This window comes from Paenibacillus mesophilus (assembly GCF_005938385.1).
GTDB classification, from domain to species: Bacteria; Bacillota; Bacilli; order Paenibacillales; family NBRC-103111; genus Paenibacillus_AB; species Paenibacillus_AB mesophilus.
The window spans coordinates 17,394-31,066 of record NZ_VCRA01000048.1 but is presented as its reverse complement, the minus strand read 5'-3'; the positions used below and the strand labels follow the sequence as shown (position 1 = coordinate 31,066).

The following is a 13,673-nucleotide window of genomic DNA, read 5'->3' as shown; positions in this document are numbered from 1 at the left end:
CCAAAAATCCCCTTCTGTACAATTTTGTTCCTGTGAGGCTGTGTCTATTAAAACTCCCCCTCAACGAAATCGTAAGAAAACAAGAGGAAATTGGAGATATGCATTTATTCATAGAGGGAGGATAGTTTAACCAAGGAAGAATTTTTATGGATTTACCTGGAATGTATTTAACCATCAATTGGCTAAGCGATTACATGAGGTCATTTCGCATGACCATTAATCTAACTTGTAACGATTACAAAACGACCAGGAGCAGGCGCCGCGGTGTCCTGCTCCTGGTCGTTCAGTATCAAGAAATAGACTTGAAAGACGTTAAAATGCTTAAATATCAAATAACCGGTGGCATTTACCCACCCGGTTATTATACCTGGAAAACCCACTTAAAGCCACGAACATCAATACTTGCATTAAGATTAGCAAAAAACGTCAAAGAAATGAGCTTCGTAAATGATAAACTTATGGTGAGCCAGCTGGGGAGGTAAATGATGCAATACATTGAACGTATTCAACAAACGATCGATTTCATAGAAGCAAATCTCTTTGTAGATCTTTCGCTAAAGGAGCTTGCAGAGATTGCGTACTTCTCTGATTATCATTTTCATAGGGTGTTTCATGCATATGTTGGTATAACTGCAATAGAGTACATTAAAAAAAGACGATTATCTGAGGCTGCCGCTCAATTACTTACAAGTCAGCGTAAGGTTGTCGAAATTGCCCTTGGGTGCGGGTATAACAATCATGAGACTTTTACCAGAGCTTTCAAAAGATACTTTCACATAAGCCCATTCGATTTTCGCCTAAATAACGATGATACTCTTATTTACAAAAAAGTCAGATTGAATCGGCTTATCTTATCAAAAAATACTGGAGGAGTTATTGTGGAGCCACGGATGATTACAATGGAAAGCTTTAAATGGATCGGGTACCAACTTAAAACCACAGCAATCGGAAATCGGAGTTTTAATGATATACCTCATTTTATTGGCGAGTATTATAAAAATAACTTAGGAGAAAAAATCCCGAACAAAATTAATCCAACCAGTAGGTTAAATATACTAACAGACTTCGAAAAGCAGAGACATGGAAGCTTTTCTTATCTAATTGGCTACGAAACAGATATACAGGGAAAAGCAGCGCCTGCTAATATGATCGTTAGATCGTTCGATAAGCAACAATTTGCGGTATTTACAACTCCAAAGGTTCCAATCGAAGAGTTTTCAAGTGCGATTCAAAGCACATGGCGTTTTATTTTTCAAGAGTGGTTCCCCCAGAATAATTTGGAGCATGCAGGAACTTATGAAATTGAAATATACGACGAAAGATGTTCGGATAAATTCGCAATGGAAATGGATATCTGCATTCCGATTAAGTCCAAATGAATCGAAATAAGGTCACCAATGAGGTGACCCTTCTTATTTGCATTGCCATAACCACTTCGCCGAACCGTATCAAATTTTAAGGCAAGATCATTGTGCTAACGGATACGATAGTGTGGTGCTGCCACAAAGACAGCCCTCTTGAGTTCTTTGAAGTAACTGGAAGGATAGTTCACGTCGCTTAACACCGTATTCCAACTGCAGGGGACAAGCCCCCTTGGTCTGCCCGAAGTTGATCAGGAAGGCTGGACAGGCAGACAACCCTGCGAACCTAACCGCGGCCAGTCGCTACGCTCCTTTAAGGTTCTCGGGTTCGTGAATACAAGAACGTTAGAAGAAATAGCCGAAAAGGCAAACAAACATATATCCAAATTTTACCTAGATCTAATGGAAATCAAATGATTAGATAATTGCATATCCAAAGAAAGAAGGAATGTAATTGATCATTAATCTTAAAGAGGTAAATAAAGAGAACTGGTTTGAAGTTACCAAATTACAAATTAGCGAGGAGAACGGTAAGAGATTTATTGTTCCCGTCGTCTATTCCTTAGCTGAATCCAAGTTTCAAACCCACATGTTTCCACTTGCAATATATGCTGATGAAACACTTGTAGGCTTCACGATGTATGGGAAAGATCCAGAGGACAATAATTATTGGATTTATGTATTCATGATTGATAAAAGACATCAATCCAAGGGATTGGGTAAAGCTTCGTTGCAAAGATTAATAAATTATATATGCAATAAGCATAGGGTAAATAAGATTGTTATAAGCCACAAGCCAGACAATTTAAAGGCAGCAAGATTGTATGAAACCGTTGGTTTTATCAATACAGGTCAAATTATATGGGAAGAAATCGTAAAGGAATATTGTGAAAGTTAATCAAATAGTTGAATTCATCCGTTGCGCTCAGCCGATAAAGTGGTGTATGGAAGGGGAACACGACGGACCGCGGTGTGAACCTTTTGAAACAGTTTCGTTACGGTTGGAAGTATCAATTTTATGGGCCCGATATGCCGGAGGTTCTGTTCGACCTGCGAAAGAACCCGGAAGAGACGACCAATTTCATCGGTGAGCCGGAGTACGGCGAGTTAGTGGAGAGGTTCCGTCTTCGGGCGAAAGAGCTGAAGTTCAGTTAAGTGAAAGTGCAGGAGTACTTGTTTCTTTGAATCATGCCTCGGAGCTTTATCTCGACCGTTATCAGTATCGTATAACTCAGATTAATTTATGATAGGATGAGAAGCGAGACCTAGTGCAAGTAAAAAAAGTTTGAAACTAACTGAACAAAGAGGTCGCGACCCTGAAGGTAGAACAGGGGACTTACGAATATGGACCATCAGGCTCAGCTTGATGGTCTTTGGTTTTTTTTCACGAAACCAAACTTTTTTTGCCGCTCGTGCGTCTTAGCTGTGTAAGGCGAATGAAGTGATTGATACGCGCGTATCAAAGGGGATTTTCCACATGAATAAGAAAATGGAGAAGTTGCTAATTCAGTGTATTACCGAACATAAAGAGAACGTATATCGACTTGCCTACAGCTATGTGAAAAATGCTGAGGATGCGCTTGATATTGTACAGGACTCCATTCATAAAGCCTTTACCTCAGCAGGTAGCTTGAAATCGGAGGCCACGATGAAGAGTTGGTTTTACCGGATTGTTATCAATACCTCGCTAGATTTTCTCCGAAAGCATAAGAGGATCCAGCCAGTCGATGATATAACGCTGGAATTACATGGTCCGATTAGTGAAGATGTTTATCAAAATGTGGATTTGGAGAAGGCGGTGGAGGAGCTGCCAACGGCATACCAGACGATCATCGTACTTCGATATTTTGAAGACTTAAGAATTGAAGATATTGCAGAAGTTCTGAATGAAAATGTGAACACCGTAAAAACACGATTATATCAAGCGCTGAACAAGCTACGCGTAAAAATGAACGATGACTTGCAGGAGGTGAAGTAGATGGATAACCAATTCGAGCGATTGAAGCGGCAGTACAAGGATATCCCGATACCCGATCAATTGGATTTCATAGTTAATCAATCGATCAAGCAAGCGGTCAAGTCAAGAAAAAGAAAATCGGCCAGCAGGAGGCGGCTCACAGGAATTGCCGCTGCCGTCGTCATCTTCGTCGCAGGGATCAATACGAATCCGAATTTTGCCAAAGCCATGTCGGAGGTGCCGGTCATCGGCCAGCTAGTCAAGGTGCTCACGATTAAAGAATTTAAGGTTGAAGAACCGACGGCCAAAGCTACGCTGCAGGTTCCCGCCATCACGATTTTGGATAATAAATCGCTGGAAACCGCGTTAAACGACAAATACATGGAGGAAGCCAAGAAGCTGTACCAGGACTTCACCACGGAGATGGACCGGTTGAAGCAAAACGGTGGAGGCCAATTGGGTGTTAACAGCGGCTATACGGTAAAAACGGATAATGATCAAATTCTTGCCATTGGCAGATATGTGGTCAATACGGTGAATTCGTCTTCTACAACGTTTCAATACGACACCATCGATAAGAAAAATCAACTGCTGATCACCCTGCCCAGCCTTTTTAAAGACGATCGCTACATCAGCATCATCAGCGAGAATATTAAGGTGCAGATGAAGCAACAGATGAAGGATGATCCCAAGAAGGCCTACTGGGTTGAAGGGGTGCCGAATCAAACGAATACTTATTTTAAAGCGATAGCGCAGAATCAAAACTTTTATATCAATAATGACGGTAAGCTGGTGATCTCCTTTAATAAGTACGATGTCGCCCCTGGGTATATGGGTGTTGTCGAGTTTGTCATCCCGACCGGGACGCTTGCGGATGTGCTGGTCAGCCATGCTTACCTGAAATAAATCACAAATAAATTGGAGGTAATGGATATGAACAAGAAAACAATGATCGCTGCTGGAGTATTGACCACTTTTGTGCTAGGAATGGGTGCCGGGGTATTTGCTGACGGTTCGCTTACTGAAATCAAAGCCTACCTTGATCCATCGGCGCGCGTAAATGTACAAGGCAAAGTAGTTGCTCTGAAGGATGAGCAGGGCAACGTGGTCACACCTCTGAACTACAACAATTCCCTCTATATTCCTGTCCGAGGTGTTGCTCAAAGTCTGGGATACGAGGTGTACTGGGACGATAAGAGTCATTCGGTGCTAATCGGCGAGCAGAAGAGCGACTACCTTACGTTCCGTGAGGATGAGAAACTGATCCTGGACAAATACGGCTACACGCTGCGGATCCCTTCCTCGCTGGGAGGAAAAGTACGTCCAACCGTCTTGCCTGCGGAGGCTATCGAGAACGGAATTCGATCAGGTAAACTGTCCAAGCATACGGTTAGTGCCACTGATGTGCTGTATCTCCCGCAGAATCCATCGTCGCCGGCCAGCTTAATGGCAACTATAGAGGTGATCAACCAAACGGATTGGGCCAAAGATCAGCATGATGCCCAGGATCAGGTGCTGGGTTCAAAAGGGGATTATATCTACATACTGCGCGGCGTAAACCAAAATCCTTTCGATACCTCGAGCAGCGACTACCCGATCTATCAACAAATTGCTGACTATCTAACCAAAAGCCAATATGGCTTGACTATGCTTCCAGCCGTTCATGTGGATGAATCGATCGTCTCCCAACTGGTCGGAAAATGGATAGAATCCAAGAAAGGTACACTCATGGAGCTGACGGCCGATGGCATCCTTTATCGTGCAGGTGTTGCAGTTGGTAACTACTTGATTCTAGATTCCTCGCATATAAAGATCGTATCTGACGGACAAATCAATACCGTCACTTATCAAGTTAATGATGACTCGCTAACAATGGCCGAGCAAACATTCAAGAAAACGAATTAGCTCAACGCATGCGAGTTCGATGGTAATTAAGATGGAGAATCTTTAACTCTAAAGGTCTACTACGAAAAAGGCAATCAACAAACTTACTGGCTTGATAACTAAAATTGATCAAGAACTACTTCGTCTAATTGAGTTTAGACGAAGTTTTTTATTTAGTTATATAAACGTACAGAAATGACTGATTTCTGATGAGATTTACCAAATGGCGATGGTTCCCGATAATCGGGAACGAAAAATAGCGCTTGAGCGGACTACTGACGAAATCAAAGGACGATTCGGGAGTTCGACGATTGTCCGTACCTCATCGCTTTCGCCTGCCGACCACAACACTTACATATGTGCATAGTCGTTTTACGACACAAACATATATACATAATCGCGAATAAATTGGTTCGGTAGTTAACGTTTCGTTTTTCTGATCGCCTCGCACTGCTATACGAAACGCGCAGTATAACGTAAAAATCAACTTTTTTTGATTAAACAATTGACTGGGTATGAAAACGGTGGTAAATTCAGTCCATAAGATAAATCAAAAAAAGTTGATTTAATGAAAAGCAGACACCACTGGCTTGCTGTTGATGGTAGTATTCAAAGAAGGTGATGACTCCATGAAAGAAATTTCGTTCAAAAACTATGAAGCCAAATTCAAAGCGCTTGCCGATGAAAAACGACTTCACATCATGTATGAGCTGACGCAGCGCGGAAACACTTGCGTTTGTGATCTCACGGATATTTTTGATATGTCCCAATCCAAGCTATCGTACCACCTGAAGATCCTTCTAGATGCCGGCTTCATCACGAGGGAGACGCGCGGCACTTGGAGCTATTACGAAATTAATCAAGAGGATGTAAGTCATATCCTCTCGGAGGAACTGTGCTGCATTTTCAAACCAGCTCGAGAAGGTAATAACTGCTGCGGAGTGACCAATGGAAAAGAAGCTGATTGCTGAGTTTATCGGCACGTATTTTTTGGTTTTTGCCGGTCCTGGAGCCATGGTGATTGACGAGATCACCAAAAGCATCACCCATGTTGGGGTTGCCCTCACCTTTGGACTTGTGGTCACCGCTTTGATCTATACGTTGGGTCATATATCCGGCGCTCATTTCAACCCTGCGGTAACCATCGGATTTTGGGTGAGAGGGGATATTTCCTCCAGAGAGGGCTTGTACTATGTCGTTACTCAGCTCCTTGCAGCGGTCGCGGCCAGCTACACTCTGCTCCTGTTGTTTGGGAACGTCGCTAATCTAGGAGCTACCCTCCCCATTTCGAACGAGATGCAGTCCTTTGTTTTAGAGTTTATTTTGACGTTTGTGCTGATGATCGTCATTTTGGGGTCTGCCGTACACGGTAAAGCGGTAAAAAGCTTTGCTGGCATATCGATTGGCGCTACGGTCGGGCTAATGGCAATGTTTGCGGGTCCGATCAGCGGAGCCTCGATGAACCCTGCACGGTCGCTGGGACCGGCTCTTATGTCTGGTGCAACCAACCATTTGTGGCTGTACCTACTGGCACCCGTTCTTGGGGCTTTAGCTGCTTCCATAGTCTATAAACTACTTCATGAATAAGGGGATGGATGAATTGGAGAAAAAACTCGTATATTTTCTTTGTACAGGCAATTCCTGCAGAAGCCAAATGGCGGACGGTTTTTTGAAGGCGCTCGGCAGCGATCAATATAAAGTACAAAGCGCCGGACTCGAAGCGCATGGTTTGAATCCTCGCGCCGTTCAAATCATGAATGAAGCCGGTATCGATATTTCGGGGCATACTTCGGACGTGATTGATCCCGAGATCCTGAAAGAAGCGGATTACATTATCACACTTTGCGGTCATGCTAACGATCATTGCCCGGTGGTTCATAACGACAAAGCGGAAAGATGGCACTGGGGTTTTGACGACCCGGCAAAAGCGACCGGAACGGAAGAAGAAATCATGTCACAATTTCGTGAAGTTCGTGATTCCATAAAAAATCGAATTGAGCGCTTTGTGAAAGAAGGTAGATGACAATGATTAAGCGAATGCACGTAGCGGTGAACTGCAGCGACCTTCAGAAATCCCTCGACTTCTACAATGCCTTTTTCGACGCTGAGCCGACGAAGGTCAAAGAGAATTATGCCAAGTTTGAACTGGATAACCCGGCACTGCATTTCTCTTTAAATGTCCGCCCATTTGAAAAGAACGGCGTACTAAATCATCTGGGCTTTCAAGTAAATAACACCGAAGAGGTTATGGCAATGGGCGAGCAACTTCGGCAAACAGGGCTCCTTCTGATCGATGAAATGAACACCACCTGCTGCTTGATCCGTCGAAGATCGAGGCTTTAGTAAACTGAATTAATTGGTATAAATAGGTTACCCCACACATCTGGGATTCGATGGTCTTATCTAGATAAGTCCTGACATTCTCAGCCACATTCAGGACCCCCTGCAGATCCGTATGTTCGGCCGCGGCGATGGATTGCTTAAAATTCACGGTATCTTCTGAATACACGGAGCTTTGCAGCACTTGAATCAACCTGATTTTTAGCAAATGAGATCCACTGTATCGACGATATCGGTTGTCAGGATCCCGATCCGCCGTTACATATCCTGCTTGCTCCCAGTAGCGGATTGCCGATTTGGGAACCTGCGTCAGATCGGATGCTTCGTTGATGGTGAACGGCTCCTCGGCATACGGAGATGTATTTTCGTTAGCGTATATTCGAATATCCTGGATTAACCTCTCTAATTTCTCTTTTTCCTCGTACAAAGCGACTTCTTTTTCCCTGACGATCCACATTGCATCTTGCGGTTTGTCCTGACGGAGGCAACGAAGCACCTCGGCCGTCACTACCATTCCGAATGCCGGGGCCATGGCTTGGATACACGACAGATAGGCTGCGTGCTGGTCCGTATAAATACGGTAGCCATTTGATGATCGTTCAGCTGGAGGGATTAGGCCGTTAGCTTCGTAATTCCTTATAGTACTGGCGCTAATCATGAATTTCGCCGCCATTTTTTTTGGGCGTATCGTCAACTCGTCATCTCTCTCCTCATTACAATAGATCAAGATTAAACATGCATATAAGGTTTTCTATAAAAATAGTTGATATTCCTTCTCTTTTTTGCTTAACCTTCGAATTGGCTTGCAAGTTGTACAATGGAATTGAAATGAAGAAAAGGAGGCGTTTGCTTGTGAAGAAAGGATTCCCGATTTTCCGGCAAGACATGGTGATCGAAGAAATAAGTGAGGTGGCCAACAGTTATATCGAGTCCGAGTGGAGGTCCATGTACGAATCCATGTATGAACAATTGACGGCTGCTTTTGTTGAAATCGAAGATGCGGCCTATGGTCTTTATTTGGATCAGCTTATGCCGTTCATATTCGAACAGCTGGAAGATGCCGGTTTCAGCGCTATGGAGAAGCTCGAAGAGAATGATTTCGTTATCGCCAAGCGCTTGATTTTCCGAAACTCCCTTGAAAAATGGGGTGCGGAAGACAACAGATCGAGAATATTTTGGAACGTAATCCATGACAAGCAAGGCAACCCGATCGGCGCCATACTCACGGAAATTCCCCACTCCCATCTGAAATTCGACATACCTTCGGCACCGGTCATCTACTCTCTGCGGGAGAGTCTCAAGGAGCGGATAGTGCAAGGAATCAGGCGAATTAAGGAATCCGGCTGAGTGAATGTATTTCCAGCGTCCGACAAATCTTCCGACTGCTTGCATAAGGCTAGCCATAATAAGCGGTCCTCTTCTGGGAACAAATTATAGAGCGCGAGGAGATCCGCACCGAGCGAGGCCAGGAAGATTTCATATTCTACCCAAGTACTTTCCACATGACCGAAAGCCTCATCATAACCCATAATATCTTCCTTGAGGCTGGTCCATTGAGCTTATAAATTTTAGCAGTGGGGTCAGTGGCCGGTTTTATAATCTCGCAACGTTCGCCGCGCCGGCGTTGAACGGGCAGATTACCGCAACTTTCCAAGCCATGGAATCGTAAATAACGAGGGAGATGTCGAGAGCAAATTCCCTTTTGGCAAGTCATGTTTGGATTGTAGTCAGTCTTTAGTAAAGGGGGTAGAATCATGATAATTTTAAAACATAGCTTTATTACAGTTGTTGCTGTAATCGTAATAAATATTTTAATTAATATATTGAGCTTGGAGCAAAATTCAACATCAGGTTTTGTTATTTCAACACTTTTTCTTGTTACATGGTTATTAAACGGAACAATACAACGTAAAAGTAATGCGTATGTTTTGTTTATTGCTTTATACCCGATAGTAGGTATTCTTTTAGGGCTTTTGTTTAAATTCTATCCGATATCCGCCCTTGCAGCTGTATTACAATTTTTATATGTAAAGCCAATGGGAGGATATTATTTTCTTATACACTACTTTTACAATCAAAAGATTTTGGTCGAATATTTGATCTTATTTTTATTACCGAGCACATTTGGATTGTTAGGTTACATTATGAAAAAGGTGGTAATATTCAAACGATTATATAAAATCACTAACACAAGTGATTGAACTAAAGGATACGAAAGCGGAATGATACACCATAATTAAGCTGCCGGCGGATCGATTCGGCGGCTTTGCTGCGCTAACGGGCAGGAAAGTCCCAATATGTGGTATATTTGAATTAATTGTATCCACTTCAAAAGGTTATTGCTGAGTTATATGGTACGACACTGGCAAACCGAATTAACCAAGAAGGTAAGTTAGGGCAGAATAGTCTTATCCCTAATGTTTCCTATGTGGAGGTGCTTATGAATCCTGCTTTTGATACCTATATCCAATCGCTGGCCGGTCGGGACGTGACGATCATCGGCGCCGGCGTCAGCAACGCACCGCTGATCCGATTGCTGTGCTCGGCCGGGGCACGCGTCACCGTGCGCGACCGCAATCCGACCCTACCAAGAGAGGATTGGGACGATCTGGGCGTCGAATTGCACCTAGGGGAGAATTACTTGGATCGCGTTGGTGGCGACCTCGTGTTCCGTACTCCTAGCATGCGCCCGGATCATCCGGCGCTGGACTCGGCCCGCGCAGTTGGCAGCCGTGTGACCAGTGAGATGGAGGAGTTCTTCTCGTTGTGTCCATGTCCCATTTTTGGCGTGACCGGTTCGGATGGTAAGACAACTACCACGTCGCTAATTGCCGACATGCTGGCCAACGGAGGGCGTACGGTGCATCTGGGCGGTAACATTGGCACGCCACTGCTGACACGCGTAGGCGAGATGTCGCCGCTTGACGTATGCGCGGTCGAGCTGTCCAGCTTTCAACTGATGGACATGACGCAGTCTCCCCATGTGGCGGTGATCACCAACCTCTCGCCCAATCACCTCGACTGGCACCTCGACATGGATGAATATATCGCCGCCAAGCGCCGCCTGCTGGATTTTCAGAGGGCTGGCGAACTTGCTGTCCTCAACGGCGACAATCCGGCGACCTCAGCATTGCGCGGGCGTGGGAGGACCAAGTATTTCGGCAGGCATATGATCCGAGATGACGTAATCGACGGGCTGGTGCCTATCCGTGACATTCGTCTGCCAGGGTGGTATAACGTGGAAAACGTCATGGCCGCCGTAACCGCTGTGCGGGGGAACGTGCCGGACGAGGCAATTCTGGAGACGGTACGCACCTTCGGCGGCGTGGAGCATCGCAACCAGTGGGTGGCATCTGTCGACGGTGTACATTATTACAACAACTCCATCGGCTCCAGCCCAGCCCGTACCGTTGCCACGCTGCATGCGCACGCGGGACGGGTGCTGCTGATCGCCGGTGGTCGAGATAAGAAGGTACCGTTTGACGAGATGGCCCGGTTGCTGCCTGATCATGTCAAGGTGTTGCTTTTGATCGGCGAATCGGCCAGCCAAATCGAGGCTGCGGCGCGCGGAGTTCCGAGTTGCCCGCCCATTGTCCGCTGCGAAGGCCTGGCCGAGGCAGTGGCGCAGGCGCACATGCTGGCAGCACCTGGCGACACTGTGCTGCTGAGTCCAGCTTGCACCGCATATGACCAATACAGAAACTTTGAAGAGCGCGGGCGTCACTTTGTAGAGTTGGTCGGGTCGCTGCACAGGTCGGTGGGAAAGGATTGAGCAGATAAGGACGTTACCGGGAAAACCTTTTGCCCTGATTTTGCATTTTAATGATTTTATCAAGACGAACTGATTGAGTTTAATTCATTCCGCTAACGGTGACGAGAGCTCAATACGTGGTTCAACAGGCTGCCGGCAATCGGTGGCCTATTGAAGTAACGGGCAGTAGACAACCGGAGGGAGAGTATAAATGAAAAGAGGGATCCAGTTAGAGATACCGAACGAATGGGGCAGCCATCTTGGAGAGGTACTGGAGCCTTTCAACATAAGTCACTTCGATTGGTATATTGGTGGAGAAGAAGCATATCAGGACACTGCATATCCAAAGGATGAAAGCATTGAAGATGTACTCACCTATGAAGAATTCCTAAAAAGCCAATGCCAGTTGGTTCTGATAGTCATCGATTCCTCATATCTTACAGTTTATTGTAAGGACAACAAAATGATTGATGATTTATACCTGAATGCCATCAGAAAAGGCTTTGAGAAAGTTGAGTATATTACCGACGAAAATGATTTTAGAACAAGGCTATCTGTGTGGTAAGCATATACGCTTTGTTGAACTATAGCACGAGATGACGAAAACATTCGGCGTTCCGTTTAGAGAGAGCATAGTCAGACGACGAATGGGCACCCCTCGTCAAATAAAACTTTTGTCTATATAGCGTAATTTGGTACAATCAAGGGGTGTGTACGTCGACCACAGTGCACGGAATTGCCAATACTCCGGACTGCGCGGAAACATCAATGCACCGCATTATGCGGCGCGGAAAGTGAGCGATGGATGAAGGAACGTTTGACCAAAAAGCAACTGGAAACCGCACAAGAGGAAATGACGAGCCGGATCAGGGAAGACATCTTATCTGGAAAACTTACATACGGCGAATTCCTTCCTTCCGAGAGGACGCTTTCGCAACAATACGGAATCAACAATAAAGCGGTTCGTCAAGGTCTGGACATACTCGTATCCGAACAGCTTATTGAAAAAATCCCCCGAGTCGGCAACAAAATCGTGAAGCCAGCGCGGACGGCAAGCTCGGTAGTCCAATTTGCCTATTACAATTCGCTCGTTACGGAGGCGGTCATGGAGCGGTTGATCGCGGACTTCCAGCAACTGTATCCCCACATCAGGATACGCCCCGTACCGATTGGCCCGAACAACTACTTTCGCACGACGACCCAATTAATGGATCAGGGTGCGGTTGATGTTTTGTCCATCAATCATTCCGGATTCCGGGGGTTTAAGGAATTGGGCGGGACCGATTATTTTGAGGCAAGCGAACCCGATCCCGATATGTATCCATTCTTAACCGAAGCGTTCATGTTGAACGGGCAATTAAAAGTGAAGCCGATGATGTTCTCCCCGCTTATTTTATGCTATAACAAAAATCATTTTCGAGAAAGCGGACTCCCCGAACCGGATGGGAGTTGGCGCTGGAAACAACTGTTCGAAGCGGCGGAAAAGCTTACCAAAAAAGGGGAAAGACTTGGGTTTTATTGCCACTTCCTGTCCCAGAATAGATGGCCGGTATTCTTTCTTCAAAGTGGGGCGACCTTTCAACGGAATGAGAGAGGAACGTTCCAAATATCTGGAACGGCATTAATGGATGGTTTAAGGGCGGGCCGGGAACTTGTCATGATGCAAAATCGGAATCCGCTGCTGTTGTCCGAAAACGACAGCGATGCGGAAAAACTGTTTTTCAGTGGAAAAGTTTCTACGATTATGACAACCTACATTCGTTTGAATCATTTTTCGGTATTGAACCCGGAGTTTGCTTTCGATCTGGCGCCCTTGCCTTATTTGCATGAACCGAGAACGCTGCTGCAAGTCGTGGGACTGGCGATATACAGCCGATCGGCGGTCAAGCCGGGTGCGAAATGCTTTGTTGATTACATGACTTCTTATCGGGCTCAATTGATTATACGTCAGCGAACGTTGAGCATTCCCGCCTTGAAAGAAGCTGCCGAATGGACCGGAGCAGAGATCGGCTACAGGCCGTCGCGATTTTATATGTACCGGGAAATTACTCCTACATACCGTTCGTTCGACGATTTGAATCTAAGCCAAGACCAGCTTTTGCGCTTTGTGCGGGAAGCCAAATTATATTGGTCCGGAATTGAAACGGAAGAAGGCGTTTGCCAACGATTGGAAGAGGTATTGTAACCTTCAGTTCCACTGATACAGTGGTTCTGGAGGTTTTTTAATTCAAAAACTTTGTTTATGGAATCAATTGAATATTTTAGGTTTATGAAATATAATAAAAACGTTAAAAACGAAACCAATTAAATAATTAGTGAGGATTGAAATTTGACCGAATGGAGAGGAACTCTATGTCGAGTGATGTGATAATCAGTTGCA

Annotated in this window: 16 protein-coding genes; 15 read left to right on the top strand and 1 reads right to left on the bottom strand. The window is 45.1% G+C overall.

The window, feature by feature from the left end; translation table 11 throughout:
• Positions 1–485: 485 nt before the first annotated feature.
• The 10 genes from FE783_RS35715 to FE783_RS35675 all read left to right on the top strand — a co-directional run bounded on the left by FE783_RS35715 (position 486) and on the right by FE783_RS35675 (position 7,545).
• The gene (locus tag FE783_RS35715; RefSeq protein WP_158302221.1) at positions 486–1,379 is read left to right on the top strand and encodes an AraC family transcriptional regulator; all 894 of its coding nucleotides are present in this window, start codon (positions 486–488) and stop codon (positions 1,377–1,379) included.
• A gap of 436 nt (positions 1,380–1,815) precedes the next feature.
• Positions 1,816–2,259, top strand: coding sequence for a GNAT family N-acetyltransferase (locus FE783_RS35710; protein WP_138884184.1), 444 nt, complete (start codon positions 1,816–1,818; stop codon positions 2,257–2,259).
• 83 nt (positions 2,260–2,342) lie between these two features.
• Positions 2,343–2,516, top strand: a complete 174-nt coding sequence (locus FE783_RS37795) for a hypothetical protein (protein ID WP_158302220.1) — start codon at positions 2,343–2,345, stop codon at positions 2,514–2,516.
• Between the two features lie 322 nt (positions 2,517–2,838).
• Positions 2,839–3,339: an RNA polymerase sigma factor gene (locus FE783_RS35705; protein WP_138884183.1), complete on the top strand. Its 501-nt coding sequence runs from the start codon at positions 2,839–2,841 to the stop codon at positions 3,337–3,339.
• Positions 3,340–4,224 (top strand): anti-sigma-V factor RsiV, encoded by an 885-nt coding sequence (rsiV, locus tag FE783_RS35700; protein WP_138884182.1) that lies wholly within the window; start codon positions 3,340–3,342, stop codon positions 4,222–4,224.
• 27 nt (positions 4,225–4,251) lie between these two features.
• Positions 4,252–5,223, top strand: a complete 972-nt coding sequence (locus tag FE783_RS35695; protein ID WP_158302219.1) for a stalk domain-containing protein — start codon at positions 4,252–4,254, stop codon at positions 5,221–5,223.
• A 608-nt stretch (positions 5,224–5,831) separates the two neighbouring features.
• Complete coding sequence (locus FE783_RS35690; protein WP_138884180.1) at positions 5,832–6,173, top strand: ArsR/SmtB family transcription factor; 342 nt, start codon at positions 5,832–5,834, stop codon at positions 6,171–6,173.
• Positions 6,151–6,789 carry an MIP/aquaporin family protein gene (locus FE783_RS35685; RefSeq protein ID WP_138884179.1) on the top strand — a complete coding sequence of 213 codons (639 nt, stop codon included), beginning with the start codon at positions 6,151–6,153 and terminating at the stop codon, positions 6,787–6,789. Before FE783_RS35690 ends, FE783_RS35685 begins: the two co-directional genes overlap by 23 nt.
• Positions 6,790–6,802: 13 nt before the next feature.
• On the top strand, positions 6,803–7,225 hold the full coding sequence (gene arsC, locus FE783_RS35680; protein ID WP_202916318.1) for an arsenate reductase (thioredoxin): 423 nt from the start codon (positions 6,803–6,805) through the stop codon (positions 7,223–7,225).
• Entirely contained in the window at positions 7,222–7,545 is a 324-nt protein-coding gene (locus FE783_RS35675) for a VOC family protein (protein WP_338015939.1), read from the top strand. Before arsC ends, FE783_RS35675 begins: the two co-directional genes overlap by 4 nt.
• Here FE783_RS35675 and FE783_RS35670 read toward each other — a convergent pair.
• Positions 7,448–8,236: a MerR family DNA-binding transcriptional regulator gene (locus tag FE783_RS35670; RefSeq protein ID WP_238403391.1), complete on the bottom strand. Its 789-nt coding sequence runs from the start codon at positions 8,234–8,236 to the stop codon at positions 7,448–7,450. The genes FE783_RS35675 and FE783_RS35670 overlap by 98 nt on opposite strands.
• Positions 8,237–8,394: 158 nt before the next feature.
• Here FE783_RS35670 and FE783_RS35665 point away from each other — a divergent pair, with 158 nt between their 5' ends.
• The 5 genes from FE783_RS35665 (at position 8,395) to FE783_RS35645 (ending at position 13,478) form a co-directional block, all read left to right on the top strand.
• Positions 8,395–8,889 carry a DUF6022 family protein gene (locus tag FE783_RS35665; protein ID WP_138884176.1) on the top strand — a complete coding sequence of 165 codons (495 nt, stop codon included), beginning with the start codon at positions 8,395–8,397 and terminating at the stop codon, positions 8,887–8,889.
• Between the two features lie 407 nt (positions 8,890–9,296).
• Positions 9,297–9,743, top strand: a complete 447-nt coding sequence (locus tag FE783_RS35660; RefSeq protein ID WP_138884175.1) for a hypothetical protein — start codon at positions 9,297–9,299, stop codon at positions 9,741–9,743.
• 239 nt (positions 9,744–9,982) lie between these two features.
• A complete protein-coding gene (gene murD / locus FE783_RS35655; RefSeq protein ID WP_138884174.1) occupies positions 9,983–11,314 on the top strand; it encodes a UDP-N-acetylmuramoyl-L-alanine--D-glutamate ligase in 1,332 nt (443 codons plus the stop codon).
• Positions 11,315–11,504: 190 nt separating this feature from the next.
• A complete protein-coding gene (locus FE783_RS35650) occupies positions 11,505–11,858 on the top strand; it encodes a DUF2691 family protein (RefSeq protein WP_138884173.1) in 354 nt (117 codons plus the stop codon).
• 252 nt (positions 11,859–12,110) lie between these two features.
• Positions 12,111–13,478: an extracellular solute-binding protein gene (locus FE783_RS35645; RefSeq protein ID WP_158302218.1), complete on the top strand. Its 1,368-nt coding sequence runs from the start codon at positions 12,111–12,113 to the stop codon at positions 13,476–13,478.
• The last annotated feature ends 195 nt before the right edge of the window (positions 13,479–13,673 follow it).